Source organism: Campylobacter sp. W0066.2 (genome assembly GCF_024723515.1).
Lineage (GTDB): Bacteria > Campylobacterota > Campylobacteria > Campylobacterales > Campylobacteraceae > Campylobacter_D.
The window spans coordinates 1-25,025 of record NZ_JANQCV010000011.1 but is presented as its reverse complement, the minus strand read 5'-3'; the positions used below and the strand labels follow the sequence as shown (position 1 = coordinate 25,025).

Annotated in this window: 29 protein-coding genes and 2 tRNA genes; 18 read left to right on the top strand and 13 right to left on the bottom strand. The window is 29.3% G+C overall.

From position 1 onward, the window contains the following. Positions 1–121: 121 nt before the first annotated feature. Genes CAMP18498_RS06010 through CAMP18498_RS05955 form a run of 12 tightly spaced genes read left to right on the top strand, consistent with a single transcriptional unit; the run spans position 122 to position 10,126 of the window. A complete protein-coding gene (locus CAMP18498_RS06010) occupies positions 122–391 on the top strand; it encodes an iron-sulfur cluster biogenesis protein NfuA (protein WP_039619526.1) in 270 nt (89 codons plus the stop codon). Beyond that, positions 378–917 (top strand): histidine kinase, encoded by a 540-nt coding sequence (locus CAMP18498_RS06005; RefSeq protein WP_263659160.1) that lies wholly within the window; start codon positions 378–380, stop codon positions 915–917. The genes CAMP18498_RS06010 and CAMP18498_RS06005 overlap by 14 nt, the downstream gene beginning before the upstream one ends. After that, positions 901–2,184 carry a UDP-N-acetylmuramoyl-L-alanyl-D-glutamate--2,6-diaminopimelate ligase gene (locus CAMP18498_RS06000; protein ID WP_337198008.1) on the top strand — a complete coding sequence of 428 codons (1,284 nt, stop codon included), beginning with the start codon at positions 901–903 and terminating at the stop codon, positions 2,182–2,184. The genes CAMP18498_RS06005 and CAMP18498_RS06000 overlap by 17 nt, the downstream gene beginning before the upstream one ends. Beyond that, a complete protein-coding gene (locus tag CAMP18498_RS05995; RefSeq protein WP_263675555.1) occupies positions 2,185–2,490 on the top strand; it encodes a YbaB/EbfC family nucleoid-associated protein in 306 nt (101 codons plus the stop codon). Next, the gene (locus CAMP18498_RS05990; RefSeq protein WP_337198007.1) at positions 2,487–3,566 is read left to right on the top strand and encodes a DUF7488 domain-containing protein; all 1,080 of its coding nucleotides are present in this window, start codon (positions 2,487–2,489) and stop codon (positions 3,564–3,566) included. Before CAMP18498_RS05995 ends, CAMP18498_RS05990 begins: the two co-directional genes overlap by 4 nt. Further along, positions 3,566–4,411 carry a polyprenyl synthetase family protein gene (locus tag CAMP18498_RS05985; RefSeq protein WP_337198032.1) on the top strand — a complete coding sequence of 282 codons (846 nt, stop codon included), beginning with the start codon at positions 3,566–3,568 and terminating at the stop codon, positions 4,409–4,411. Before CAMP18498_RS05990 ends, CAMP18498_RS05985 begins: the two co-directional genes overlap by 1 nt. Positions 4,412–4,414: 3 nt before the next feature. Next, positions 4,415–6,319, top strand: a complete 1,905-nt coding sequence (gene tkt / locus CAMP18498_RS05980; RefSeq protein ID WP_337198006.1) for a transketolase — start codon at positions 4,415–4,417, stop codon at positions 6,317–6,319. A 1-nt stretch (position 6,320) separates the two neighbouring features. After that, positions 6,321–7,421: an MlaE family lipid ABC transporter permease subunit gene (locus CAMP18498_RS05975; protein ID WP_442867723.1), complete on the top strand. Its 1,101-nt coding sequence runs from the start codon at positions 6,321–6,323 to the stop codon at positions 7,419–7,421. After that, positions 7,418–8,140 (top strand): ABC transporter ATP-binding protein, encoded by a 723-nt coding sequence (locus CAMP18498_RS05970; RefSeq protein WP_337198004.1) that lies wholly within the window; start codon positions 7,418–7,420, stop codon positions 8,138–8,140. Before CAMP18498_RS05975 ends, CAMP18498_RS05970 begins: the two co-directional genes overlap by 4 nt. Continuing rightward, the gene (locus tag CAMP18498_RS05965) at positions 8,140–8,967 is read left to right on the top strand and encodes an MlaD family protein (protein WP_337198003.1); all 828 of its coding nucleotides are present in this window, start codon (positions 8,140–8,142) and stop codon (positions 8,965–8,967) included. The genes CAMP18498_RS05970 and CAMP18498_RS05965 overlap by 1 nt, the downstream gene beginning before the upstream one ends. A gap of 1 nt (position 8,968) precedes the next feature. Continuing rightward, positions 8,969–9,562, top strand: a complete 594-nt coding sequence (locus CAMP18498_RS05960; protein ID WP_337198002.1) for an ABC-type transport auxiliary lipoprotein family protein — start codon at positions 8,969–8,971, stop codon at positions 9,560–9,562. A gap of 42 nt (positions 9,563–9,604) precedes the next feature. Next, complete coding sequence (locus CAMP18498_RS05955; protein ID WP_337198001.1) at positions 9,605–10,126, top strand: flagellar FLiS export co-chaperone; 522 nt, start codon at positions 9,605–9,607, stop codon at positions 10,124–10,126. Between the two features lie 32 nt (positions 10,127–10,158). Here the strand turns inward: CAMP18498_RS05955 and CAMP18498_RS05950 are convergent, their stop codons facing one another. Beyond that, positions 10,159–10,698, bottom strand: coding sequence for a superoxide dismutase family protein (locus CAMP18498_RS05950; RefSeq protein ID WP_337198000.1), 540 nt, complete (start codon positions 10,696–10,698; stop codon positions 10,159–10,161). A gap of 47 nt (positions 10,699–10,745) precedes the next feature. Between CAMP18498_RS05950 and CAMP18498_RS05945 the strand changes: the two genes are divergently transcribed. Together CAMP18498_RS05945 and CAMP18498_RS05940 are read left to right on the top strand one after the other, a co-directional pair. After that, complete coding sequence (locus CAMP18498_RS05945; RefSeq protein WP_337197999.1) at positions 10,746–11,690, top strand: helix-turn-helix domain-containing protein; 945 nt, start codon at positions 10,746–10,748, stop codon at positions 11,688–11,690. Between the two features lie 65 nt (positions 11,691–11,755). Continuing rightward, positions 11,756–12,592 (top strand): ATP-binding protein, encoded by an 837-nt coding sequence (locus CAMP18498_RS05940; protein WP_337197998.1) that lies wholly within the window; start codon positions 11,756–11,758, stop codon positions 12,590–12,592. 19 nt (positions 12,593–12,611) lie between these two features. Here the strand turns inward: CAMP18498_RS05940 and CAMP18498_RS05935 are convergent, their stop codons facing one another. The 6 genes from CAMP18498_RS05935 to CAMP18498_RS05910 form a co-directional block, all read right to left on the bottom strand. Further along, positions 12,612–12,869: a TFIIB-type zinc ribbon-containing protein gene (locus CAMP18498_RS05935; RefSeq protein WP_337197997.1), complete on the bottom strand. Its 258-nt coding sequence runs from the start codon at positions 12,867–12,869 to the stop codon at positions 12,612–12,614. A gap of 48 nt (positions 12,870–12,917) precedes the next feature. Continuing rightward, positions 12,918–13,607, bottom strand: coding sequence for a uracil-DNA glycosylase (gene ung / locus CAMP18498_RS05930; RefSeq protein WP_337197996.1), 690 nt, complete (start codon positions 13,605–13,607; stop codon positions 12,918–12,920). Positions 13,608–13,615: 8 nt separating this feature from the next. Further along, positions 13,616–14,923, bottom strand: a complete 1,308-nt coding sequence (locus CAMP18498_RS05925; protein ID WP_337197995.1) for a sensor histidine kinase — start codon at positions 14,921–14,923, stop codon at positions 13,616–13,618. Then, positions 14,913–15,599 (bottom strand): response regulator transcription factor, encoded by a 687-nt coding sequence (locus tag CAMP18498_RS05920; RefSeq protein WP_337197994.1) that lies wholly within the window; start codon positions 15,597–15,599, stop codon positions 14,913–14,915. Before CAMP18498_RS05920 ends, CAMP18498_RS05925 begins: the two co-directional genes overlap by 11 nt. 1 nt (position 15,600) lies before the next feature. Further along, complete coding sequence (locus tag CAMP18498_RS05915) at positions 15,601–16,017, bottom strand: DUF1104 domain-containing protein (RefSeq protein ID WP_337197993.1); 417 nt, start codon at positions 16,015–16,017, stop codon at positions 15,601–15,603. Between the two features lie 62 nt (positions 16,018–16,079). Next, a complete protein-coding gene (locus CAMP18498_RS05910) occupies positions 16,080–16,832 on the bottom strand; it encodes an SIMPL domain-containing protein (RefSeq protein ID WP_337197992.1) in 753 nt (250 codons plus the stop codon). Between the two features lie 75 nt (positions 16,833–16,907). On the opposite strand from CAMP18498_RS05910, the gene mutY reads away from it, so the two are divergent. Together mutY and CAMP18498_RS05900 are read left to right on the top strand one after the other, a co-directional pair. After that, entirely contained in the window at positions 16,908–17,951 is a 1,044-nt protein-coding gene (gene mutY / locus CAMP18498_RS05905) for an A/G-specific adenine glycosylase (protein ID WP_337198031.1), read from the top strand. Then, positions 17,941–18,798 (top strand): radical SAM/SPASM domain-containing protein, encoded by an 858-nt coding sequence (locus CAMP18498_RS05900; protein WP_337197991.1) that lies wholly within the window; start codon positions 17,941–17,943, stop codon positions 18,796–18,798. The genes mutY and CAMP18498_RS05900 overlap by 11 nt, the downstream gene beginning before the upstream one ends. On the opposite strand, the gene CAMP18498_RS05895 is transcribed toward CAMP18498_RS05900, so the two are convergent. From CAMP18498_RS05895 to CAMP18498_RS05885, 3 genes are read right to left on the bottom strand one after another with little or no spacing between them, the layout of a single operon-like run. Continuing rightward, on the bottom strand, positions 18,782–19,654 hold the full coding sequence (locus CAMP18498_RS05895) for a CsgG/HfaB family protein (protein ID WP_337197990.1): 873 nt from the start codon (positions 19,652–19,654) through the stop codon (positions 18,782–18,784). The genes CAMP18498_RS05900 and CAMP18498_RS05895 overlap by 17 nt on opposite strands. Then, a complete protein-coding gene (gene lpoB / locus CAMP18498_RS05890) occupies positions 19,648–20,268 on the bottom strand; it encodes a penicillin-binding protein activator LpoB (protein WP_039627756.1) in 621 nt (206 codons plus the stop codon). The genes CAMP18498_RS05895 and lpoB overlap by 7 nt, the downstream gene beginning before the upstream one ends. A gap of 9 nt (positions 20,269–20,277) precedes the next feature. Next, the gene (locus tag CAMP18498_RS05885) at positions 20,278–21,624 is read right to left on the bottom strand and encodes a hypothetical protein (RefSeq protein WP_337197989.1); all 1,347 of its coding nucleotides are present in this window, start codon (positions 21,622–21,624) and stop codon (positions 20,278–20,280) included. 52 nt (positions 21,625–21,676) lie between these two features. Here CAMP18498_RS05885 and CAMP18498_RS05880 point away from each other — a divergent pair. Then, positions 21,677–21,764, top strand: a tRNA-Ser gene (locus tag CAMP18498_RS05880). On the opposite strand, the gene CAMP18498_RS05875 is transcribed toward CAMP18498_RS05880, so the two are convergent. Then, positions 21,765–22,415, bottom strand: a complete 651-nt coding sequence (locus CAMP18498_RS05875) for a putative metalloprotease CJM1_0395 family protein (protein ID WP_337197988.1) — start codon at positions 22,413–22,415, stop codon at positions 21,765–21,767. Between the two features lie 124 nt (positions 22,416–22,539). Between CAMP18498_RS05875 and CAMP18498_RS05870 the strand changes: the two genes are divergently transcribed. Then, positions 22,540–22,616 (top strand) — tRNA-Met (locus tag CAMP18498_RS05870). A gap of 8 nt (positions 22,617–22,624) precedes the next feature. On the opposite strand, the gene CAMP18498_RS05865 is transcribed toward CAMP18498_RS05870, so the two are convergent. Both CAMP18498_RS05865 and CAMP18498_RS05860 read right to left on the bottom strand, forming a co-directional pair. Continuing rightward, positions 22,625–22,897 (bottom strand): hypothetical protein, encoded by a 273-nt coding sequence (locus CAMP18498_RS05865; RefSeq protein ID WP_263676886.1) that lies wholly within the window; start codon positions 22,895–22,897, stop codon positions 22,625–22,627. A gap of 25 nt (positions 22,898–22,922) precedes the next feature. Next, a partial coding sequence (locus CAMP18498_RS05860) for a hypothetical protein (RefSeq protein WP_337197987.1) occupies positions 22,923–25,025 on the bottom strand: 2,103 nt, incomplete at its 5' end.

Genomic DNA, 25,025 nt, shown 5'->3' with positions numbered 1-25,025 from the left:
AAAAATCCTAAAATATTTTTATCATTGTATAGCAAAAAGTCTAAAATAAACAATAATTTACATTTTTTAAAGACAAATAAGATAAAATTAAACTAAAAATAATCAAGGAAAAGTTATGAATATGCCTTTTAGTGATGAGGAATTAATAGAGCCTGTAAAAGCAAGCTTGGCTAAAACTATGCATATTTTAGAAAATGACGGTGGTGGGCTTGATTTTTTAGGGGTTAAAAATGGTGTGGTTTATGTGAAGCTAACCGGAGCTTGTCATGGCTGTCCAGCTAGTGGAACGACTTTGAAATACGGCTTAGAAAAACAACTTAAAATCGACATACACCCAGATATTACTATAGTAAATTTAGCAGGCGGGGAAAGCGAATTTGCAAAATTATAAAAAAATAGCCATAGAATGCTTTTATAAAAAAGATTTTAAAAATGCTAAGATGTATTTTTCTCTTGCTTATGAAAAGCGTAAAAATAAAAGACTTTTAACTTTTATTAATATTTGTGATTTGGCATTAAAAAGTCCTGAAGAAGCCTTTGTTTTTTTTGAGTTTTTTATGCAAAATTATAAAAATACTAAAGTAGATAAAGACTTAGAAAAACTTATTAATCTTAGTCAAAGTGTGCAGTTTGAAGAAGATAGTGAGGATTTTGAGGGTTTGAGCTATCAAGATTTTTTACTGAGTGAAGCAAAAGTTGGGTTTAAACAAGCCTTAGAAAATGTTATAATATCAAATAAACTTATCATTAATGATAAAGAAGATTTTGTGGATTTTTTGGAAAAACTTTTAGAGCATGGTTATAAAGATATGCTTGTAGCCTATATGGAAGATGTTTCGGTGCATTTTTATTCTAATTATAGATTTATCAAGCTTAGTGAAAAAATCAAGGAATTAAATTATGATAGTAAAGATTGAAAATACTTTCATTTGTGATAATTCTAATGAATGCGAAAAAGATTGTTTTTTCTTAAAAACCGCTCAAAATGAAAAATTTATTCATCAGGCTTTAGAAAAACAAGCAAAAATTATAAATATAACTGAGTGTAAGAAACTTTTAAATATAGATGAAAATATAAAAATCATAGGCATAACAGGCACAAATGGTAAGACAACTACTGCAGGGGCTATTTACTCTATCTTGCTTGATTTAGGTTTTAAGTGTGCCTTGATGGGAACTAGAGGCAGTTTTATAAATGATAAAAATATCACTCCAAAAGGCTTAACTACTGCTCCTATTTTGCAAACCTTAGAGCTTTTATCTTTAGCAAGTAAGGAAAAATGTGAATTTTTAATTATGGAAGTAAGCTCACATGCTTTGGTGCAAAACCGCATTGAAGGGCTTGAGTTTAAGGCTAAAATTTTTACTAATATTACTCAAGATCATTTAGATTTTCATGGAAACTTTCAAAACTACCAAGTGGCAAAAGAAAGTTTTTTTACCGATGAGTGTATGAAATTTATCAATAAAGATACAAAAGCTATAAATTTTAATATCAAAGGTGCTTTTACTTATGGAGTGGAAAATCCAAGTTATTATCATATCAAAGCTTATGCTTTAAAAAATGGCATTGAAGCTGTGGTAAATTTTGGCAAAGAAACTTTTATGATTGACTCTTCTTTGGTGGGGCTTTTTAATCTTTATAATCTTTTAGCTGCAAGTGCTTGTGTGAATGAACTTGTTAAGCCAAATTTAAAAGAGCTTGAAAAGGCCATTAGTAATTTTGGTGGCATTGAAGGTAGAATGCAAGTCGTTGCAAAAGATGTGATTGTAGATTTTGCTCATACGCCTGATGGCATAGAAAAGGTTTTAGATGCTTTAAAATATCGCGATTTGATTGTGGTTTTTGGAGCAGGGGGAGATAGAGATAAAACTAAGCGTCCATTAATGGCTAAAATCGCCAAACACTATGCCAAAAAACTCATCATCACAAGTGATAATCCGCGTTCAGAAGAGCCTATGGATATCATTAATGATATTTTAAGTGGTATAGAAAAAGATGAGAGTGTTTTTATAGAATGTGATAGAAAAGAAGCGATAAAAAAAGCATTAGAGCTTAAAACTAAAAATGATTTTGTAGTGATTTTAGGCAAGGGCGATGAAACTTATCAAGAGATTAAGGGTGTAAAATATCCTTTTAATGATAAAGAAGTAGTATTAGAGATATTAAAAGAAGGAAAATAAATGTTTGAAAATATGGATTTTTCTAAAATGGGCGAGCTTTTAACTAAGGCTCAAGAAAAAGCAAATGAATTAGAGCAAGAAGCTTTAAAAAAAGAATTTAGTGCAAAAAGTGGCGGTGGTTTAGTAAAAGTTAGTGCTAATGGAAAAGGTGAAATCATCGATATAAGCATTGATGATTCTTTGCTTGAAGATAAAGAATCTATGCAAATTTTATTAATCGCAGCGGTGAATGATGTGATGAAAATGGTAGAACAAAATAAAAAATCAATGGCTAGTAATTTATTTAGCGGAATGGGAATGCTATGAGAATTTTACTTTGTATTTTAGGTATAACTTGTGTGCTTTTTGCTGTGCCAAGACCGACTTTTAATGATTTTTTGGGTTGTTATGAAAAAAACAAAGCTAGTATGTTAATTTATGAGGGCTTGCCTGCTTTTGCTTTAAATGAAAACACCCTAGCAGTAGTTAAAACCAAAAATGCGAAATTAAACAGCTATACTAAGTATGATCCTTTTTTAAATTTATATTTAGTAAAAACAGATTTTAGTTTAATCCCTGCGCCTATGGGAAATGAAGAAGAATTAACACGCAATAGTTGGGTGGGAATTTTAGATAGCAATAAAAGCTATATAGGGCATTTGAAGTATTTTGGACAAAGTTTAACAGAGCGTGATCAGCTTGATTTTACTTCTAAAATCGGAGAGCTTAATTCACCATGTTGTAAAATGCTTGGTATAAGCTTAGAAGATGGTAAGCTTATAGGCAATCGCTATTTAAAACACTTTGCAAAATATCCTGATGTTTATTGGGGTGATATAGGTGTGGATTTTGATATGCGTGATGGTAAAATTTATGTAAAAAATGTGCGTAAAAATGGACAATTTTTACTTAATGATGAGCTTGTGAGTGTAGATGGACAAGTTTATGATGATATAAGAAAATTAAATGAGAAAATTTTATTTGCTGATCGTGGTGCAACTTTGTATTTTAATATGCTAAGAGATAACAAAGATGTCAATATTTCTGCGACAGTTTTTGATAAAGATTTGGGTGTATTTGCTAAACCTAAAAAAGTAGTTCAAGCTAAACCGACTTCTTTTTATAGTAATCTAGGATTGCGCGTAGATATGAAAATGAATGTTACAGAAGTAACTCCAAATTCTAAAGCACAAATGGCTGGATTTATGAAAGGGGATAAGATTTTAAGAATTAATAATCAAAAAATCAACAATTTTAATGAACTTCAAGCTGTTTTAGCTCAAGCTAATACTTTTGATGTTTTAGTTTCAAGACAAGCAAGTAATATCCCTTCAGCTAAAAATAATGATTTTGAACATTTTAATAAAGGATATTTTGACTTTTTTATAAGGCTAAATAAGTGATTTTAGAAAAATTCAAACAACATTTAGAGCAAAATTTTCCTAAAACTCAAAGTTTTCATCCATTTTTTAATGAGGCTTTAAAATGGATGTTAGAAGCTGGTGGGAAGCATTTTAGAGCTCAACTTCTTTTAGGGATAGTGAATGCCAAAAATCCTGCTTTGTTTGAAAAGGCTTTAAATGCAGCTTTGGCTTTGGAATTTATCCATACCTACTCTTTAATACATGATGATTTACCCGCTATGGATAATGCTTCTTTACGCAGAGGAAAACAAACTTTACACAAAAAATACGATGAAACCACCGCTATTTTAGTGGGTGATGCTTTAAATACCGAAGCTTTTTTATTACTTTCAAGACTTGATTTAAAAGAAAATGTTAGATTAAAACTCATAGAAATCCTAGCTTTTAATGCAGGGCTTAATGGTATGATTATTGGGCAGGCTATTGATTGTTATTTTGAAGATATACCTTTAAATTTAGAACAAGTTGAGTTTTTGCACATTCATAAAACTGCAAGATTAATCGCAGCGGCTTTAAGAATGGGCTGTGAAATTTGTGAGTTAGATGAAAAAGAATGCGAGCAAATTTATGAAATAGGGCTTTTGATAGGATTAGTTTTTCAAATCAAAGATGATATTATCGATGCGACTTTAGATACTCAAGAAGCAGGAAAGCCAACTCATAATGACTTGCATAAAAATTCTTTTGTAAAACTTTTGGGTTTAGAAGGTGCTAAAAAGGCAAAAGATGATAAAATTGCATTATGCGAAGAAAAAATGAAAAATTTAGACTCTAAGCTTGCTAATGAGCTTCAAATTTTGATTGATAAATATTTAAAAGGTTAAACAATGTTACAAAAACAAGCCAACACTATAAGATTTTTATGTGCGGATATGATACAAAAAGCAAATTCAGGCCATCCAGGCGCACCTATGGGTTTAGCAGATATTATGAGTGTTTTAAGTACTCATTTAGTGCATAATCCAAAAGATCCTACATGGTTAAACCGCGATAGATTAGTCTTTTCAGGCGGTCATGCTAGTGCTTTGCTTTATAGTTTTTTACATTTGAGTGGTTATGATGTAAGTTTAGAGGATTTAAAAAATTTCCGTCAATTACGCTCTAAAACTCCAGGTCATCCTGAAATTTTCACTCCAGGTGTTGAAATCGCCACAGGGCCTTTAGGACAAGGCATTGCAAATGCGGTTGGTTTTGCTATGGCAGCTAAAAAAGCAAGTTTACTTTTGGGTGAAGATATTATCAATCACAAAGTATATTGTTTATGTGGTGATGGGGATTTGCAAGAAGGAATTTCTTATGAAGCTTGTTCTTTGGCAGGACTTCACAAACTTGATAATTTAATCATCATTTATGATAGTAATAATATTTCAATCGAAGGTGATGTGGCTATTGCTTTTAATGAAAATGTAAAAGAGCGTTTTAGAGCGCAAAATTTTGAAGTGCTTGAGATAGATGGGCATGATTTTGAGCAAATTGATTTAGCATTAAAAACGGCTAAAGAAAGTAAAAAGCCTTGCTTAATCATCGCTCATACTACCATAGCTAAAGGAGCTTTGGAGCTTGAAGGAAGTCATCATTCTCATGGAGCACCTTTGGGTGAAGAGCTTATTAAAAAGGCAAAAGAAGCTTTAGGCTTTGATCCGCAAAAAACTTTTGAAATTCCAGAAGAAGTTAAAATTCGCTTTAATGCCGCAATAGAACTTGGAGATTTAGCACAAGCTAAGTGGAATCAAAAAGTGCAAAATTTAAATGTAGAAAAACAAGCTTTATTAAAAGAGCTTTTAGAACCTGATTTTTCAAAAATACAATTTCCTGATTTTAAAGGACAAGATTTAGCTACTAGAGATAGCAATGGTATGATTTTAAATGCTATTGCTAAAGCTTTACCGGGATTTTTAGGTGGTAGTGCAGATTTAGGTCCTTCAAATAAAACTGAACTTAAAGATATGGGCGATTTTCCAAATGGAAAAAATATCCACTATGGCATAAGAGAACATGCGATGGCTGCTATATCAAATGCTTTTGCAAGATATGGTTTGTTTTTGCCTTATTGTGCTACCTTTTTTATATTTAGTGAGTATTTAAAACCTGCTGCAAGAATAGCAGCTTTGATGAGGGTTAAACACTTTTTCATCTTTACTCATGATAGCATAGGGGTTGGCGAAGATGGCCCAACACACCAACCTATAGAGCAACTTAGCACTTTTAGAGCTATGCCAAATTCATTAACATTTAGAGTTGCTGATGGAGTTGAAAATGTAAAAGCATGGCAGATTGCACTTAAAACTAATATGCCAAGTGTTTTTGTTTTATCACGTCAAAAATTAAGTGCTTTAAGTGAGCCTGTTTTTGGAGATGTGGAAAATGGAGCTTATTTATTAGAAGAAAACGCAAATGCACAATTTACACTTTTAGCAAGCGGTAGTGAAGTATCATTGTGTTTAAAAGTAGCTAAGAATTTAAAAGAAAAAGGTGTGATTGCTAATGTAGTTTCTATGCCTTGTTATGAATTATTTATCGCTCAAGAAAAATCTTATAAAGAAAGAATTTTACAAGGTAAGGTTATAGGTGTGGAAGCTGCAAATTCAAATGAACTTTATAGAATTTGTGATGAGCTTTATGGCATAGAAAGTTTTGGTGAGAGTGGTAAAGATAAAGATGTATTTGAGCATTTTGGATTTAGTGAGGAAAAATTAAGCTCATATGTTTTAAGTTTATGTAATGAAAAATAAAATCATCAAAGACATTAAAAATCAAGAATGCATTTTTAGTGTTTTTGGTATATGGGATAAAACTAGCGTAGGAAAATTAGAAAAATTAGACTTTCCTACTCAAAAAAATATTATTTTTGATTATGCAAATTTAGATTTTATAGATACTGCCGGGATTAGGTATTTTCTAGCTTTAGAAAATGAACTTAAGCAAAAAGGTTTTGAGCTTAGTAGAGTAAATCTTAAAAGTGAGCATGCTAAGCTTTTTGAACTTTGTCAAAAAAACTATAAAAGCTTTTATAATTCTTATGAAGATAAAAAAACACTTAAAGATTTTTTTGAAAATTTAGGAAAAAATGTTGTTGAATCTTTTGCGCTTTTAGTGCAGTTTTTAAATTTCATAGGGCTTATTATTTATACTTGTTTTAAAACACTTTTAAATCCTAAAAAACTTCGCTTTAAGGCATTTTTATATCATGTAGAAAATAGTGCTATTAATGCTTTGCCTATTATTATGTTAACTTCATTGCTTGTGGGTGTGGTACTTGCTTATCAAGCTGCGTATCAACTTGCACAGTTTGGAGCTAATATTTACATTGTTGATTTAATGGGAATTTCTGCTACTAGAGAGCTTGCACCATTAATTAGCGCTATTGTTATAGCTGGTAGGAGCGCAAGTTCTTATACAGCTCAAATTGGAGTAATGAAACTCACTGATGAAATTGATGCGATGAAAACTATGGGTTTTAAAGAGAGTGAGTTTATTATTTTACCTAGAGTTTTAGCCCTAGCGCTTGCCATGCCTTTGGTGGTAATAGTGGCGGATATTTTAAGTATTATAGGTGGAATTGTAGTTGCTTGGTTTAGTTTAGAAATTAGTATGAGTGAGTTTATGAGTCGTTTTAAAGAAGCAGTGGAGCTAAAACATATCATCATAGGGCTTATAAAGGCACCTATTTTTGGATTTTTGATTGCTTCTATTGCTTGTTTTAGGGGATTTTTTGTGCAAAAAACTACTGAAAGCATAGGTGTTTATACGACAAAAAGTGTGGTAAATGCTATTTTTTGGGTGATAGCTTTTGATGCAATTTTTTCTGTATTTTTAACAAAGGCTGGATTTTGATTATAAAAGCTAAAAATATTAGCACTTATTTTGGAAGTAAATGTGTACATGAAGATATTAGCTTTGAAGTGCATGATAATGAAATTTTTGGCATTTTAGGCGGTAGTGGTAGTGGTAAATCTGTACTTTTAAGACAAATGTTAATGCTTGAGCATTTTGATAAGGGTGAGTATGAAATTTTAGGCAAGAGATTAAAAAATATAAGCGATGAAGATGCTTTGTTTTTGCAAAAACAATGGGGTGTTGTTTTTCAATATGGAGCATTATTTAGCTTTTTTAATATACTTGAAAACATTAGCATACCTTTAGTTGAATATACAAAACTTAGCAAAAACGATATCAAAGAAATAGCTATGATGAAGCTTAAGATGGTAGGGCTTGATGAGAGTGTGGCTAAGCTTTATCCAAGTGAATTAAGCGGGGGTATGAAAAAAAGAGTGGCCATAGCTAGAGCTTTGGCACTTGATTCTAAATTGCTTTTTTTAGATGAGCCAACTTCAGGGCTTGATCCTTATAGCTCGAGAGAATTTGATGAGTTGCTTTTGAGTTTAAAACAAAGCTTTAAATTATGTGTAGTTTTAATTACTCACGATAAAGAAAGTATGAAAAATGTATTAAATCGCTTTTTGATTATAGAGAATAAAAAAGTTGGTTTTTTGGGAAATGTTGAGGCTTTACAAGAGCAAAATCCAAGACTTTATGAGAGGTTTATGCAATAATGGAAAATAAAGCAAATTATATTTTGATCGGAATTTTTGTTTGTGTGTTATTTTTTATCAGCTTATTTTTTATAGTGTGGTATGGGAATTTAAAAGATGAGAAATCTTTTAAATATTATGAAATTTATATGGAAGAATCAGTTGCAGGGCTTAGCGTCAAAGCTCCGGTTAAATTTTTAGGAGTGGATGTTGGAAGTGTTGAAAATATCAGCATAGATAGCTCGAGCAAGCAACTAAGAGTGAAAATTTTAGTTAAGCTTGATTCTAGTTTAGTTGTTAAAACAGATACTTATGCAAGCTTACAAATTCAAGGTATAACAGGGTTTAAATTCATTCAGCTTGCAGGGGGTAGTGAGGAAGCTAGTGTTTTAAAAGCAGATGATGATGTCTATCCTATCATAAAATCAAAGGAAAGTTTTTTTACGAGTATAGACAAGCAAGCAAATAATCTTTTAGAGCTTATTAATGTTTCAAAGCTTAAACTAGAAAATCTTTTAAGTGATAAAAATTTAAAAAATATCGAGCAAATTTTACAAAATTCATCAGAATTATCCGCACATTTAAATGCTAATGCGCCAGCATTTTTAGAAAATTTAAATAAAACAAGTTCTAAACTTGGTAAAAGTGCAGATGAATTTTCAAATTTTTTAAACAATGCTAATAGCCAACTTAACGAGCTTAATAAAAGCAGAATGCTTTTAAATGAAAATTTAGATATTTTAAGAGTTTTATTTTTAGATTTTACGCAATTATTAAAAAATTTAAAACAAAATCCTTCCGATGTAATTTATAAAAATAAAGCCATTCAATATGCTCCAGGAGAATAAAATGAAATTTTTATATATTAGTTTAGTAGCTATTTTTTTTAGTGCTTGTTCTTTGATTAGTCCAAGTCAAACTTTGCCTGCAAATAAATATTTTAGTATTAATTTAGAAAAGCTAGAGCAAAGTCAAAATAAAATGAAAAATACAACTATTATAGTTTCTTTGCCTAAGGGTTTAGCTTATACTAATGAAATTTTTTATAAAAAAGATCATGTTGTTAATGCTTATGCTTATCATTTTTGGAAAGAAAATCCTGCTTTGATGATTAAAACTTTTTTGGAATTTCATTTGCAAGATTTGGGGGTATTTAAAGCAGTTTTAAATCAAGATAGTCTAGCTAGTGCTGATTATGTTTTAGAAAGTAAAGTAGATATATTAGAGCAAGATTTTAGTGATGAGGTGTATTCTAAAATAAAGTTTGGTATTAATTTAAATTTGGTGCAAATAAACACTAAAAAACTTATAGCAAGTAAGTATTTTTACTACGAAAAAGAATTAAATGATAACAATCCTCAAATTTTAATCCAAAACTACGATGAGGTTTTTTTACTTTTTGCTAAAGATTTTAGAGTTTGGGTAGATCAAAATTTGGAATAAAAAATGCTTTTCTTGTTGTAGCAATAACAAGGAAGGTATATTATGAGAGATGAATTAGAAATCTTACAAAAACATTTAGGACAAGTAGGTTCAAGTATAGATGGTGCGAATTTAAAACACCAAACACAAAAATTTAGTGAAGATATTACCGATGCAAACGACTTTGTCGGTGCTTTGCAAATTTTAAATTCTTCGTTGAAAAAAATTTCAAAACTTTTAGAAGATAAAAATTATGAAGATGTGCAAGATAAAGTATTAATCGCAAGTGAAAGTTTGAAAATAGTAGATAATTGCTCATTTTTAGGCAATGCTTTATTTGATAATAATTATAATGTAAATGTAGGCTCAAAGGCTTTTGCTTTTGAAATTTATAACCCTTTAAAAATTTTAGAAACTAGTGATTATGAAGGAATGAAAGCTTATATAATAGATAAAAGAGAAGAAATAGCTTCTATGCTTAGTGAGCTTGCAGTGGCTATTGCTACTTATAGTCCTAGTCAAAGTTTTGGCGGATCAAGCCACGATTTTATGAATGATTTTGATTTTACTAAGCTTTTTAAATAATACTAAAGGCTAAAAAGCCTTTAGTATGTGTTTTATTTAATTACCCCACAAGCCATTCTAGCGCCACCGCCACCAAGAGCTGCAGGATGATCGCTATGATTATCTCCTCCAAAATGTATCATTAAAGAGTGATTTTTAAGCTCATTAAGTGTTTTGATTTTTGGTGCTAATACAGGATTAGTTGCTTTACCGTCTTTTTCTACATAAAGTGGTGGTAAATCACCTCTGTGGCCTTTATCATCCCATGGGCTTGAATGTGCGTCAGTTTTTTCAGGATCCCAGTGACCACCAGCTTTCATACCTAAACCTTTATCAGTTGTTCCACAATCAGCGTTTGCATGAACATGAAAACCATGAATTCCACTTTCTAAACCTTGAAGATTTGGGTAAAATGCCACTCCATAAGGAGTTTGTACTGCTACAACTTCACCTGCATTTTTGTTGGCATTTTTATCAAGAATTTCCATTTTGATAACTAAATGATCTTTTTGTGCTTTTGGATCAAAATTCTCTAAATTTGCTCCAATTAAAAAACTTGATGCTAGTAAAGAACCTAGTATAATTTTTTTCATTTTCTCTCCTTTTGTTAAAAATTATTTTATTGTAGCATATATTTTTAATGAAAAATTATTTTTTATTATTTTTTATAAAATACAATAATCAAAAAACTTATAAAAATGTCAAAATGTTAGTTTTTCCAAAAGACTTTGATAAAGTTAGTTTCAATGTGTTAGAAAATTCTTTATTTTCTTTGTGTTATTATCAAAAAAATTCTTCAAATGATAAAAATCAAGAAGTTGTATTTAAAGACTATGCTTTGGTTTTTATATTAGAGGGTTCTAAAAGTATTTATACTATTGATAATCATTTTAAAGCAAGCAAAGATGAAATTATTTTTTTTACAAAAAATTCCTTTTCTATTAGAGATTATTTAAATAGTGAAAATACTTATAAGTCTATTATTTTATGTTTTAAAGAGAGTATTTTGATAGAGCTTGTTTTTAAATATCAAGATTTAATTTCTAAATTAAACTCTTTAGAGTATTCTAAAAGTTTATTTAGTTTAAAATCAGATTTTGTAACTAAGAGTATTTTTCAATCATTTTTACCTTATATAAACAGTTCTAAAAATAACGAATATTTGCTTAAGTTAAAATTTGAAGAATTATTTTTATCTTTACTGTATAGTGAAGACAATGCAGAATTTTTAGCCTTTTTAAAAGCAATTTTAAGTGGTTTTAAATTAGATCTTTATCAGATGTTTGCGTATTGTAAAAATGATTTTGAAAATGTGGCTTCTATGGCTAAATTTAGTAAAATGGATATAGCAAGCTTTAGTCGTAATTTCAAACAAAGTTTTGGGATAAGTCCTAAAGAATGGCTTGATAATAAGCGTTTTGAAAAAGCTAAATTTTTACTAGAATTTTCCACTAAGAATATCACTCAAATTTGTCATGAGCTTGGATTTAATTCCCCTGCTTGGTTTATAGCAAGATATAAAAAAAGATATGGCATTACACCAAAACAAGAGCAAAAATCAAAAAACTTATATTTTTTGTCTTAAAAGTGATAGATTTTAATTTTAAATTATATTAAAATTTACTAATAATAATTAAGAAAGGTAACAGTATGAAAAAAAGTATTTTAGCTTTAGCTTTATTTGCGTTTTGTAGTGCAGATGCTTTAGAGTTTCAAGAATTTAAAGGTTTTGCACATCCTGAAAGTGTATATGTGGACAAAAGTGTGGTTTATGTGTCTAATGTAGGAAAAGAATTGACTCCACTAAATAAAGATAATGATGGTTTTATTTCAAAGTTAGACAAAGATGGAAAAGTTGTAGAACTAGAATTTATCAAAAACCTTAATGCTCCAAAGGGTATGTCTAAAATAGCTGATGTTTTGTATGTTGTAGATATTGATGTTTTATATGGTTTTGATGTAAAAAGTAAAAAAGAAATTTTCAAGCTCCCTATAAAAAATGCAGTATTTTTAAATGATATAGCAGTTTTGGATAATAATACATTGTTAGTGAGTGATACAGGTACAGGATATATTCATAAAGTATTTTTAAAAGAGAAAAAATACGAAAATTTCATCCATTTAGATTTAAAATATGGTGGCCCAAATGGATTGTTGATAGAAAAAAATACTTTATTTGTAGCAGGTTATGATCCAAGTGATAAAGCAGGTGGAAAAATCATTAGTATTGATTTAAACACAAAGAAAATTCAAGAATTAAGTAATAAAATAGAACAGTTTGATGGTGTAGTGTTTGATAAAGATAAAAATCTTTTAGTGTCAAGCTGGGGTAAAAATCTTCAAGGATATATTTATATTCTAAAAGACAACAAAGAGATAAAGCTAGATCTAAACCCTATAAAAGGTCCTGCAGACATGTTTTTTGATGGTGAGTATTTATGGGTGCCAAAAATGGCAGAAAATGCCTTGATTAAAGTAAAATTATAAAACTTTTAAGCCTTTTGGCTTAAAAGTCAAATAATTCTCCAATCCAACTTTCTTTTTTCTTGTATTTATAGTCATTATTGTGATGATAGTTTGCTTGTTGGTTGTAATTTTGTTGATGAGATGGTTGTGGCGCGCTTTGAGAAGAACTTCTTTCTATGATTTTATCAAGTTCACCACGATCAAGCCAAACGCCACGACATTTTGGACAATAATCAATCTCAACTCCATTTCTTTCACTCATTAATAAAGCTGTATTTGCACAAACTGGGCAATTCATATTAATCCTTTATAAAAATTTTCCTAAAGTATATAGATTTAAAGTAAATTATGAGTTTAAATCCCAATCAATAGGACTTTTGCCGAGTTTTAATAAAATTTCATTGCTTTTTGAAAAATGTTTGCAACCCAAAAAAGCATTTCTTGCTAAAGGCGAAGGATGTGCTGCCTCTAGGATAAAGTGTTTTTGAGGATTGATTAAAACTTTTTTGTTTTTAGCATAATTTCCCCAAAGTAAAAATACCAAACCCTCTTTTTCATTGCTAAGTTTTGATATAACCGCATCAGTAAATTTTTGCCAACCAAAATGTGCGTGCGAAGCAGGTTTGTTTGCTTCTACGCTTAAGATAGAGTTTAAAAGTAAAATTCCTTGTTTAGCCCATTTGCTTAAATCACCATGTTTTGCTATAGGGATATTTAAATCATCTTGCAATTCTTTGTAGATATTAAGCAAAGATGGAGGAATTCTAACTCCCATTGGCACACTAAAGCTTAAGCCCATAGCTTGATTTGGGTTATGATAAGGATCTTGTCCTAAAAGTATGATTTTTAAATCTTGTAAAGGAGCTAGGTTAAAAGCATTAAAGATTAAATTTGCTGGTGGATATATGATTTTTCCTTCGTTTAGGGCATTGATATAATGAGTTTTTATCTCTAAAAAATAAGGTTTTAAAAACTCATCTTTTAAAAATTCTTTCCAAGTTTGTTCCATTTTTATTTTTTCTAAACAAATATCCATTTTTATCCTTACCAAGAAAGTATAAACTCACTTCCTTCATTCTCTTTGCTTAAAACTTTAATGTTGATATTATTTTTATCAGCTATTTGCTTGACTAAGTTTAAACCTATGCCAAAGCCACCTTGGTCTTGATTAAAGCGCTTATAGCGTGTAAAAATTTGAGCTATTTCCTTAGCACTCATACCTTGACCCTCATCTTTAATGCTAAGTGTTTTTTCTTTTAAACAAATATAGATTTTTTTATGAGTATTAGTGTATTTTATAGCATTGCTTAAAATATTGTCGATTAAAATTTGTATTTCTTCTTTATTAGCATAAAAGCTTTGCTCTAAAAGATTTCTTTCAATGATGAGATTTTTTTGCGTGATTAAAGTTTCAAAGTATTCTAGCCTTTGTTCTAAAAGCTCTTTTAAATTAATATCTTCTTTGAAATTTTCTTTTTGTAAGAAAAAATTTAAGGCTATGAGGTTTTGATAGATATGGTTTAAATTTTTACTTGCTAGTTTGATATGATTTAGTTTTTTAGTGTTATTTGGATTCAAATTTGTATCATCAAATTTTTTAATACTAGCTAAAATCACACTTAAAGGCGTATTAATTTCGTGCGTGGTGTCTTTAATAAAATCATTGAGTGTTTTAAATTGTTCTTTGATGTTTTTAAAGACAAGTAAGATGAGTATATAAGCAATTATAGCAAGTAGTAAAATACATATAAGTGTATAAAAAATAGTTTTTAATTTTAATTTCCAAAGTTCATCGGCAAAATCATTGATGTCTAGATTGTTATAATTATCTTTGCGGTATTGTTCTTTTTTAAAACCAAGATCATTAGTTTCTATAATGATATGAATATTTTTATGTCTTAAGAAATGAGAATGGTGTTTTGGTTTTTTTAGATTACTTGTGTCTATATAGGTGTTGAGATTTCTAATCCTTGAAAAATCTATAAATAATCTTTTGTTTTCATTGTAAATAAAATCATTTTTTTTAAGTTGTGTTAATATTTTTAAAGCATCGAAAGTTAAATTGCTAAAAATAACTTGGTTGTTTGCGATAATGGCAAATTGAGTGTTGAGTCTTTTGGATATATAGGAAAAATCTTCTTGATTTAAATATGTTCTATCGTGTCTTGCTTCGATGATATTTTGCAAAATATAATTATAGTGAGTGTATGAATGTGTTATTTGGTTTAATCGTATATAATTTGCTTCTTTTTGATAAAAAGTAATAAAAAAAATTGTAAGAAAAGTACCACTTGTGATGATATAAAGAGCTAGAATTTTAAAAATAGTATTATTAAAATTTTCACTTTTCATTTTCTAACCTTATGGCATAACCTATGTTTCTTTGATTGATAATAAGGTCTTTTCCAAGAATTTTTCTTAAATTTTTCACATAAACTCTAAGGCTCATAATTGCTGGTTCTTCATCCAAACTCCAAATTTCATCAAAAATGGTTTCTATGCTTACAAAATGCGGACGTTTTTTTAAAAGTAAAGCTAAAAGTTCTTTTTCTTTGTTGGTAAGATTGATGATTGTTTTATCTTGATAAAGAGTTTTGTTGAGTGGATCAAAAGAAATATTTTTTGAGGAGTTAAGAAAAATTAGATCTTCTTTTTGGTGGCTAAAATTTCTTTTAATGATATTTTTTACACGGATAATCAATTCATCTATATCGAAAGGCTTTTTAATATAATCATCACAACCTGATAAAAATCCTTGTCTTACATCATCAGGCATAGATAAAGAAGTTAAAAATATAGCAGGAGTATTTTTACCACTTTCTCTTAATTCTTTTAAAACTTCAAAACCATTGCCTTTTGGGACTTTAACATCAAAAATCCAAAGATCAAAATTTTCTTCATAAGCTTTTTCTAGTGCCTCTTGTGCATCAAATACACAAGAGACTTTAAAGCCTTCATCGCTTAAAGCTTCGTTTATAATTTCATTTAAACTTAAATCATCTTCTAAGAGTAGAATTTTTGCTGCCATTTTATCTCATCGGACAATTTGCATGGTGTGATCTTAAACCATGATGATTTTTATGGGAATGGGCATTGTTGTAATGATGCAAATTTAACTTTCTTATTTCTTTGCCGCTCATTTCATCGGTTAGTTTTTGCATACCTTCTTGAACAATAGCCTTTCTTTGGTTTCTTTCTTGCGCAGAAAGTTTAGAGATATTTTCGCGCAAATTAGTTTTAAATTGTTGATGAAAATCTCTTGCGTCTTTGTATTTCATCTCATTCATTCTTTTTTTCATCTCAATAACCAAATCAGCTTGATCTTGCGCGCTAACGGTTTTTGCAAGATTTAAAATCTCATCATTGCTTTTTTTAGAAAAATCAGCTCCTATGGCAAATGAAGCAGCCAAAGAACCCACTATAAATAAACTTACAATTTTTTTCATTGTTTCTCCTTTAAATTAATGATGAGAAATTATAAAAACTCAAAATAAAGCCAAAATGAAATTTATTGACAAACAAAAAGCACATTAGCTTTTAAGTTTTGTTTGTCGCTTTTAACAATAGGCAATACAATGCTATCTGCACCAGCTGCTAAACTTGGAGCATTATGTTTGATATTGCAACTATCAAAATGAATGTTTTTTATCGCGCAAGTTTTTGCTAAAGTTTTAGAATAATATTGAGCCTTTTCAAAAGCTTTTTTAAATGCAAGATCATATAAATCTTCTTTGTTTGCTTCTAAAATAGCCTCATCAAAGCCAGCTTGCAAAGTTTTGGTATTAAAAGAAATTAAAGCATTAGTAGCGCTAATACTTTCTATATCTTTTATAAGATTTTCATAGTCTTTACTTTTATTTTGCGGAATTTGGCAAGTAAAATTAGAGTGCAATCTATATCCATTTAGCGTTTTTACTCCTTGATAATAATTATAATTTGGCTCTAAAGTATAACTTCCACCTTTGCAATAATTTTCTTTAGCAATACGATCTGAGATTTCTTTAAATGTTTTAGCAATATGATTTTTTTCTTCACTAGAAATAATAGTTTTTTTACTAAGTTCTTCGCTGGCACTAAAATTTAAAGTAGCATTGAAGATATTTGGCATAATTTCATTAGATACTTCTATATTTCTTGAAAATTCTATATTTTGTTTATTATGATTTTTTAAGCCTAAAAATTCAGTGTTAAAAACCACTCCTAGTACAAATAATACTAAACAAAGTAATCCTAAACCCAAACCTTTCAAAAAACTTTTCATTTTTACTCCTTTTTAAAAATATTTTTTTATTTTAACATAAAGCCTTTAAGAATAGATTGTATAATTTTTTTAAAAATAAAGAAAGTCTTAATGCAAAAAATTCATGAAAATATTTTGAAATGGTATGATCAAAATGGTAGGAAAAATCTTCCCTGGCGTATTTTGCATGATGAGTATAAAAAATACGCTAAAGCAGATGATTTAGAAAAATTAAAAAATATTGATATTGCTTATGCTGTTTATGTTAGTGAGATTATGCTTCAGCAAACTCAGGTAAAGAGTGTTTTGCAAAATTATTATTTTCAGTTTTTAGCTAAATTTCCTTCTTTAAAAGCGCTTTCTATGGCAAGTGAAGATGAGGTTTTAAAAGCTTGGCAAGGACTTGGGTATTATACTAGAGCTAGAAATATGCACAAATGTGCAAAAATTTGTGTGCAAGAATTTAATGCAAAATTACCATTTGATATTAAAGAGCTTCAAAAGCTTCCTGGTATTGGAGAATATACAGCTGGTGCTATAGCTTGTTTTGGTTTTTTGCAAGCTAAGTCTTTTGTGGATGCAAATATAAAAAGAGTTTTGAGTAGATTTTATAGTTTGCAAAATCCAAATTCTAAACTTTTAACACAAAAGGCAAAAGAATTTTTAAACTATGACAATGCATTTGATCATAACCAAGCTTTGTTAGATATAGGGGCTTTGGTTTGCTTGCCTAAAAATACAAAATGTGAAATTTGTCCTTTAAAAGACTTTTGTAGTGGAAAAAACGAATATAAAAAATTTAACCCAACTAAAAAAATTCAATACGAAAATACTATTTTAAAAATACTTATAGTGCAAAAAAACGAGCAGTTTTTACTCATTAAGAGTCAAGAAAAGTTGTATTTTAATTTATATAATTTTTTAGAATACAAAAACCAAAAAAAAGCAAAATTTATAGGAGAATTTAAGCATTCTTATACCAAATACAAAATCAATGCTAAGGTGTATTTTTTAAAAGATGATGATTTTGAAGACTTTCAAGCTAAAGCTTTTGCTTATAAAGAATTAGAGTATATCACGCTTTCAAAACTTGCTTTAAAAGCATTTGAGCTTTTTAAAAAGAGTGATTATGTATTTTGAGAAAATTTATATAGAATTAAGTGATATTTGTGGTTTAAAATGTGATTTTTGTCCTAGTCAAAAAGCCCAAAGAAAACAAATGAGCCTTGAAGACTTTGAAAAAATTTGTAAAAGCGTGCATAATCATGCCAAGCTTTTTACTTTCCATGTACTTGGAGATCCTTTAAGGATTTTAAATTTAAAAGAGTATTTAAAAATAGCTTTAAAATTTAATATGCAAATAGAGCTTACTACGAGTGGATTTTATTTTGATGAAGAAAAAATCAATTTTGCTTTAAGTTTTAAAAATATACACCAAATTAATATCTCTTTGGGTGCTTTTTTATCTCAAAGTAGAATGAGCTTAAAAGAATACTTTGAGCCTATTTTGAAGCTTATTTTTTTACACTTAGAAAATAAAAATAATTCTTTTATCAACTTAAGACTTTGGAATTTAGATAAAAATTTCAACCCGCCTTTAGAAAATGAAAAAATTTATGATTTTTTAGAGCAAATTTTTAAAATAAAAATTCAAAAGCAAAAAGCTAAAAATCGCTTAGAAAAGCATATTATCTTACACCAAGCTAGACTTTTTAAATGGCCTTCTTTGAAAGATGAGATTATTAGAGAGAAGGGGTGTTGTCATGCTTTAAATGGGCAAATTGCTATTTTAAGTGACGGGACTTTAGTGCCTTGTTGTTTGGATACTAAAGGGGATATAAAACTTGGAAATTGTTTTGAAAAAGATTTTAGTGAGCTTTTAAATTCCTCTTTATATATAGAATTAAAAGAAGGTTTTAAGCAAGGAATTTTAAAAGCTGAGCTTTGTAAAAGGTGTGAGTTTTTAGAGGCTAAAAACCTAAATTAACCCCACCTTCATTGTTGATTTGATAGTTTGCATCTAAACCTTGCTCTATTTCTTCTTCTTGATCGTCTTTAGAATGTTTAAAAATATCTTCTGTAATTTTTGTAGCAATACCCCTAAGGGCTTTTTGCTTGCTTGAATTGCTTGTAGAGCTCATTTTAAACTCTAAAGTATCAGAAGCTTTGATTTGAGTTGTAGCAAATTCTATCAAACGATAATCAATGTTAATATTATAAGTTTGAGTGCTAATTTCATTTTGTGTTTGTGTTATTTTAGGATTTAAAATGAGTAAAAAATCAGCACCCAAAACATTGTAAAGTTTAACAAGTTCATCATCGCTTGCATTTTTTATAAGTAAAGATTTTTCTTGATTATAAAGATCAAGATTTGCTCTATCTAAAATTCTAAATTTTTTACTTTGGAGTAAAACGCTTAAAAGTTCTTGTTCAAATTTAGCCGAAAGCTCATCTTTAACTTTGTTGATGATAATTAGCGAACTTTTATCCTCAAGGTTTTTTTCATTGTAAAGTTTTTTATAAATTACAACTTTTGCATGAAATTCATTTTGATTTGTTTGAGTTAAAGATTTAATATCATAACTATTAAAAACTCCATTACTAACAAAATCAATTTCCTCATCATAGCCTATATTAAAATTTCCATTAAAATTAAATTCAAATTTTTTAAGTTTGACTTGTTTTAAACCTTCCATTTTTCCCAGAGCTTCATTGATAGCATTTTTTATTGCTTCACTTCTTGTATTTCCAAAACCCTCGCCATAACTTTCTTTGTTTAAAGCACTTTGTGCTTGACAAAGACAAACGAGGGTTAAAAAAAGAATTAGTAGTTTTTTTACCATGTTACACTTTTGCCTTTACCTGTTTTGTTGATGGTTTTTTCATCTTCCCAAAAGGCTAAGCCACTAGTTAAATCCGTAAGAATTAAATGGAAAAAATATTCGGTTTGAATTTTGCCATTGTAAAGCTTCACAGTATCTTGTCTGATTTTACCAGAAAGCGAGAAATTTGGAGCTAAAAGTGTGCCTTTTTTAGCAATGGAGTTTTGATTAAATTCTTCATTGTCTCTTAAGTCTCTTACATCATGAGATAAGCTATCTTTTGCTCCGCCTGCTGCCACAGCGGTTGTTAGTATAAATTTTCCAGATTTTCTTAATGCTATGGTAATTTTTGAAGTGAGTTTGTCTGTGTCTATTCTTTGTGGGGTGTCATTGATGATTTTTCCTATGGCAACAACTTTTCTATTAGAGCTATTTAAATTTGCAAAAGCAGGATCGCTAAGCAAACTTTGTATCATATCTTCGGCAGTTTTTTCAAAATCTTCTCTATCAAGTCCCAAAGTAAGTGCATCGCCTTGCACTTTTTGAGAAGCTTTACCATCAGTATATTTTGGCTGTGAAGAGCAAGCACTGAAAACTAAAAGTGCAAAAATCATAAAAAATAAACTTTTTTTCATTTTATCTCCTTATTGTTCTTTAATTTTATAAATAATATTTGAACTTGGTACAAAAGATCTTATAAGTACAATATAATTTTTATCTTTTTCCAACGCATCTTCAAAGATTATTTTTTCTTTATCATCATAAATTTTAACTAAACCTTCATTTTTTAGCATTAAAATACTAGCACTTTTTGGTAAAGCTTGCCACATTCTAAGATCGGCTTTGTTAATTAAAGCAGTGCTAACAGTGCTAATAAATGATAAAAAACCACTAGAGTCATTATTAGCTATGGCTAAATTAATTGAAGTTTTAAGTGCGCTTGAGGCTAGGGTTTTCATTACCATGGAAGGCAAAAGAGTTTTAAACTCACTTGCTATAATATCATCAAAATAAATTAAATTTTGAGTTTTTTCATCTTGACTTTGCAAGAATTTATAAGAAGCATTTCTTGATTTTAAGTAAGCAAAAGCTACGCTAATATTTGCAAGATTATCATTAAAAACAAATGGTAAAGTGAGATTAAATTCTTCTTTTGTGGCGCTAAAACCATTTTCATAAATGATAAAAATATATTTTTGCTGAGGGAAGGATGTTTTTAAATGAGTGAATTTTTCAAATACTTGAAATTGTTTTTGAAGTTGTTTGTTTTTCACATCGCTTAAGGCTACTTCTTTTAAAAGATCATAAGCTTTAATATAATCTTTGTCAAAAAAGAAAAATAAAGCACTAAGATAGCTAGCATAGATATTAGTATAATTTTTATTTGCGTTAAATGTGCTAAGAAGATTGTCATATTGTTTATAGATAGGGTTTAAATTTTGCTGAAAACTTGTATATATTTTTTTATTTTTTTGAAGTTCTTTTTGGTATTCTTCTTGAGCTTTTTGTATATAATCATAAAAATATTCTTTCATTCTATCTTGTCTGTATAAAGCTCGGTTAAATTCCACTCTTGCGTTTTTAAAATCACCTAAGCTCATATAATTTAAACCTTTGTAGGTATTTAGCATAATCCTTTCATAAAAATAACCTTGATAGTCATTGATGGTATCATTAAGTAAAATTTCACTAAAATTTCTAGTGGCTTTTTGAAGCCCATTTTGTAAATCTACATCATATTTATAAGCTTCTTCTGCTTTATCAAAAAAAGTATTACTTTTTTCATAATCTTTACAAACTCTTGCTAAAGAAGCTAAATTTAACCCTGTATATATGGTGTCTTTATCTGCATTTTTTAAAGCTAGGATGTTTTCATCACATTGTTTGTTTATAAAGGCTTTTTCGTAAGATAAATTAACATTAGCATGATTTGAACAAGCACTTAAAAAAAGTAAAATAAGAAGATAAAAACAAGAGTAAAAAAGCTTCATAAAATCCCTTTTTAGTGTAAATTTAAAAAAATAAGTTATAATTTTCATTTTTAGAGAGGTGTCCGAGCGGTCGAAGGAGCACGCCTGGAACGCGTGTGTGGGGCAACTCACCGAGGGTTCGAATCCCTTCCTCTCTGCCACTATGCGCTTTTGTTATACTGACTTCCTATATAATCTTGTGATGAATTTTGTGTGTATGATTTTATAGCTTTGGAATTTGAATTTGTTTTTTCCGCATTTTCATTTTTACTTTTTTCATTTTGTGCTTTTAGCTCTTCTGCTTTTATTTTAGCTTGTTCGGTGCGCGCATCATTTTGCATTTGCATAGCATTAGCCGCTACTTTATAATCTTGCGGACTAGGATCAGCTGGTGCCATAGCTGCAGCAATTACTTGCATAGCATTTGCTATAGTTTCTTCAGGAGTATTGCCTTTTTGCATTCTTATAGGCACTTCTCCTTCAACTGCATACATTTTATTATCAGGGCCTCTTGTATAGCCAAAACTTGCAGCACCTGCTAAGGCTCCACCTGCTGCTTGATGGGCTGCTTCATGAGCTCTTACTTCTCTGTCGATTTTTTCAAGTTCTCGTACTTGTTTTACTTCCTCGTTGCTTAAGTCTTTACCATTGACTTTTTGAGTTTTTTCATCTTTTTCTTGATTGTTATCATTTTCTTTTATTTGCTGTGGATTTTCTTTTTCTGAAATGTTTTCTTTGGTTTGTTTTTTATCTTCGTTTTGATAAGGATTTTGCGTGTAAAAGGCATTGCCATAACTTGAGCTAATTTGCATTAAAATCCTTTTTTAATATAGTTTTATATTTGTAGCACAAAAAAGTTAAAAAATATATAAAAAATTACAAAATAAGCATTTTATAAAATGTTAAGCAAAATAAAGTATAATTTTAACTTCTTATGTCAGGGTAGCTCAGCTGGCTAGAGCGCTGGTCTCATAAGCCGGAGGTCGGGAGTTCAAGTCTCCCCCTTGACACCATCTAGCTTTCAAAAAAACATTTTCCAATGATTTTTTAGTATTTTGATGATATTTTTGCAAATTTCTTTCTTTTTACTTTCTTCTATTTGAAGTTTATCGAAAAAAGTTTCTTCAAGGGTATCAATAAGTCGTACACATTCTTTTACATCAAATGTTTTTGATTCATTTAAAGATGACAATGCTTTTAATAATAAATCTTTATATTCTATAAGAGTTTTAATTTCTACCTCTGAAAGTTGAGCTAACAGAGATAGAAATTGCATAAAATTGTAAAATGGCATATTCCCGGTCTTTACTTATATAAAACTACTCAAGAGTACTATTGTAAGAATCACTTGACCAAGAATCCCACTCAAAGCCTTTATATCCATATCGCGTTACAGCTGTTAAAGAATATTTTTTTCCATCTACATATAAATCCATATAATAAAGATCCCCAACATTCCCAACAGTACACCATATAACACCCTCTCTATAGGTTGCTTTTCCGTTTCTATCAAATTTTGCATCTTTTTGTAAAACTTTATAACTACTCATCCCAATCATCCATGTCCATTGTGGTTTTACTTCTATTGGTGCATTTGGCATTCCATTAGAAAAATAAGAATTTGCTGGAACCCAGCAACCGTGTTGTAAATCATTAATACTTTCAAAATGAATATTAATTACATCAGGTGGTCTCACGAAAGATGAGATTGTTTTTTCAGCAGTAGGTTCATTATTACTTTTTCTATAAGTAAACTTGACTCTAAAAAATCTATTATCATAATCATCCGTATTAACAGAAGAAACAGGATTAAAATGTAATTTAATCTCCCCGTTTTTATTGGCGTTCAAAATTCTACCACTTTCCTCTAAAGCAGTATAATACAACTTTTCTAAACCAATAACAACTTCACTGTTAGGTTTTAAACCGGTTATTGTTATTACCCCTCCTTTATCAAAAGTAATTTTATCATCATCATGTATAATAGGGTCAAAGCTATAATATATGGTTGTGTTTGCTTTTTTACTATCAAATTCTGCTTCAGCTTCTATTTTAACATCATCGTATGGAGCTTTTGCGGCCAAAATTATAGTGCTTTCTCCTTTGTCGTTAAAAGTTGTTTCATTGTGCGATAAGACACCACTACCACTTATAATTTTCCATTTTACTTTTGTTTTAGGTTTCCCATTAATCGCCTTCAAGGTTAAAACTTTTCCTTGCTTAGCTTCAATTATACCAAGACTTTCAATATTTAGACCATATTGATATAGATTTATAATATCTGTTGTAAAGATTTCTTCTGTATCTTTTGTTTTATTATATTTAAATTTAACTTGAAAATCTTTAACACTATAATCTGAAATTGGTCTAAAATGCAATTGCGCTTTTCCATGCTCATCAACTGCTAAAGTGTATGAATGTATTGGTTTTACAGTTTGATTTTTAAGAATCTCAATGTAAGAATTTGGCATTAATCCGCTAATAGGAATTTCAAAATCAGTTTCATAATCTATTGTTTTTTCTTTTCCTTTAAAGCTTGGGTAGGTTATTTTTGGGGTATAAATTTCTTTATCTGAATAAGCTATAGTTTGACTTAATCTTTGACCTATAGTTTCTACGCTAATTACAGGATTAGCTTTAAATGGAGCTTTAGAAGTAATAGTTGCTTTAGCTTCACCACTAGCATTAAATACTTTATCAGCTTTAGTTAAAGTAGCATCCCCACTTAAACTCCACTCTACTTTTTCATTAGCTTTACCACTTTTTAATACGGCATGAGCTTCTTCTCCTTCTCTTTTTAAGAAAGAATCTTTGTCAATATCCAAAACAAGTTTAGTATCTTGTTTATATATATAAATCCAATCAGTTGAAAAATCCGCTGATTTGCTTTTTGTTTTCATATATTTAAATTTGATATAGAATTTATCGACTGTTGGTATCCATACTCCATTAAATTCTAAAGTAGCTCTACCAAGAGAATTTACTTTAACATGATCTTGTTTAGGCTGAGCTTCAGACAGTATATTATGATAAATTTCAATTTCCGTATTTGGAATTAAATTGCTTACCTCAAGATTAAAATCTTGGTTTAAGTTTACTGTTTTTTCATGACCTTTATAATTAGGATAAACAATACTAGGGATATATTCTTTATCTACATAAGCAATAGCAGTACTAACGTTTTGTCCGATAGTTTCTACACTAATTACAGGATTAGCTTTAAATGGAGTTTTAGAAGTAATAGTTGCATATGCATATCCACTACGATTAAAAGTTGTATCATGACTTCCTAAAGTAGCATCACCATCTTTTAAACTCCATTCCACTTTAGCACCTTTTTTACCACCTTTTAGTGTAATATTAGCTTGTGCATTTTCTTCTGTGTATATTGTCTTATCTCCTTCAAATTTTAATTCTCTTTG

Excerpts from the sequence above, each read along its gene's own strand:
- CAMP18498_RS05915 (WP_337197993.1), bottom strand. The coding sequence starts at position 16,017 with ATGAAAAAAATTGTAAGTTTATTTATAGTGGGTTCTTTGGCTGCTTCA.
- CAMP18498_RS05885 (WP_337197989.1), bottom strand. The coding sequence starts at position 21,624 with ATGAAGCTTTTTTACTCTTGTTTTTATCTTCTTATTTTACTTTTTTTA.
- CAMP18498_RS05950 (WP_337198000.1), bottom strand. The coding sequence starts at position 10,698 with ATGAAAAAAATTATACTAGGTTCTTTACTAGCATCAAGTTTTTTAATT.
- CAMP18498_RS05925 (WP_337197995.1), bottom strand. The coding sequence starts at position 14,923 with ATGAAAAGTGAAAATTTTAATAATACTATTTTTAAAATTCTAGCTCTT.
- CAMP18498_RS05920 (WP_337197994.1), bottom strand. The coding sequence starts at position 15,599 with ATGGCAGCAAAAATTCTACTCTTAGAAGATGATTTAAGTTTAAATGAA.
- lpoB (WP_039627756.1), bottom strand. The coding sequence starts at position 20,268 with ATGAAAAAAAGTTTATTTTTTATGATTTTTGCACTTTTAGTTTTCAGT.
- CAMP18498_RS05995 (WP_263675555.1), top strand. The coding sequence starts at position 2,185 with ATGTTTGAAAATATGGATTTTTCTAAAATGGGCGAGCTTTTAACTAAG.
- ung (WP_337197996.1), bottom strand. The coding sequence starts at position 13,607 with ATGGATATTTGTTTAGAAAAAATAAAAATGGAACAAACTTGGAAAGAA.
- CAMP18498_RS05990 (WP_337198007.1), top strand. The coding sequence starts at position 2,487 with ATGAGAATTTTACTTTGTATTTTAGGTATAACTTGTGTGCTTTTTGCT.
- CAMP18498_RS05875 (WP_337197988.1), bottom strand. The coding sequence starts at position 22,415 with ATGCAAATTAGCTCAAGTTATGGCAATGCCTTTTACACGCAAAATCCT.
- CAMP18498_RS05895 (WP_337197990.1), bottom strand. The coding sequence starts at position 19,654 with ATGGTAAAAAAACTACTAATTCTTTTTTTAACCCTCGTTTGTCTTTGT.
- CAMP18498_RS05940 (WP_337197998.1), top strand. The coding sequence starts at position 11,756 with ATGAAAAAAAGTATTTTAGCTTTAGCTTTATTTGCGTTTTGTAGTGCA.
- CAMP18498_RS05945 (WP_337197999.1), top strand. The coding sequence starts at position 10,746 with ATGAAAAATTATTTTTTATTATTTTTTATAAAATACAATAATCAAAAA.
- CAMP18498_RS05955 (WP_337198001.1), top strand. The coding sequence starts at position 9,605 with ATGAGAGATGAATTAGAAATCTTACAAAAACATTTAGGACAAGTAGGT.
- CAMP18498_RS05910 (WP_337197992.1), bottom strand. The coding sequence starts at position 16,832 with ATGAAAAGTTTTTTGAAAGGTTTGGGTTTAGGATTACTTTGTTTAGTA.
- CAMP18498_RS06000 (WP_337198008.1), top strand. The coding sequence starts at position 901 with ATGATAGTAAAGATTGAAAATACTTTCATTTGTGATAATTCTAATGAA.
- CAMP18498_RS05865 (WP_263676886.1), bottom strand. The coding sequence starts at position 22,897 with ATGCCATTTTACAATTTTATGCAATTTCTATCTCTGTTAGCTCAACTT.
- CAMP18498_RS05960 (WP_337198002.1), top strand. The coding sequence starts at position 8,969 with ATGAAATTTTTATATATTAGTTTAGTAGCTATTTTTTTTAGTGCTTGT.
- CAMP18498_RS05935 (WP_337197997.1), bottom strand. The coding sequence starts at position 12,869 with ATGAATTGCCCAGTTTGTGCAAATACAGCTTTATTAATGAGTGAAAGA.
- CAMP18498_RS05900 (WP_337197991.1), top strand. The coding sequence starts at position 17,941 with ATGTATTTTGAGAAAATTTATATAGAATTAAGTGATATTTGTGGTTTA.
- CAMP18498_RS05965 (WP_337198003.1), top strand. The coding sequence starts at position 8,140 with ATGGAAAATAAAGCAAATTATATTTTGATCGGAATTTTTGTTTGTGTG.
- CAMP18498_RS06010 (WP_039619526.1), top strand. The coding sequence starts at position 122 with ATGCCTTTTAGTGATGAGGAATTAATAGAGCCTGTAAAAGCAAGCTTG.
- tkt (WP_337198006.1), top strand. The coding sequence starts at position 4,415 with ATGTTACAAAAACAAGCCAACACTATAAGATTTTTATGTGCGGATATG.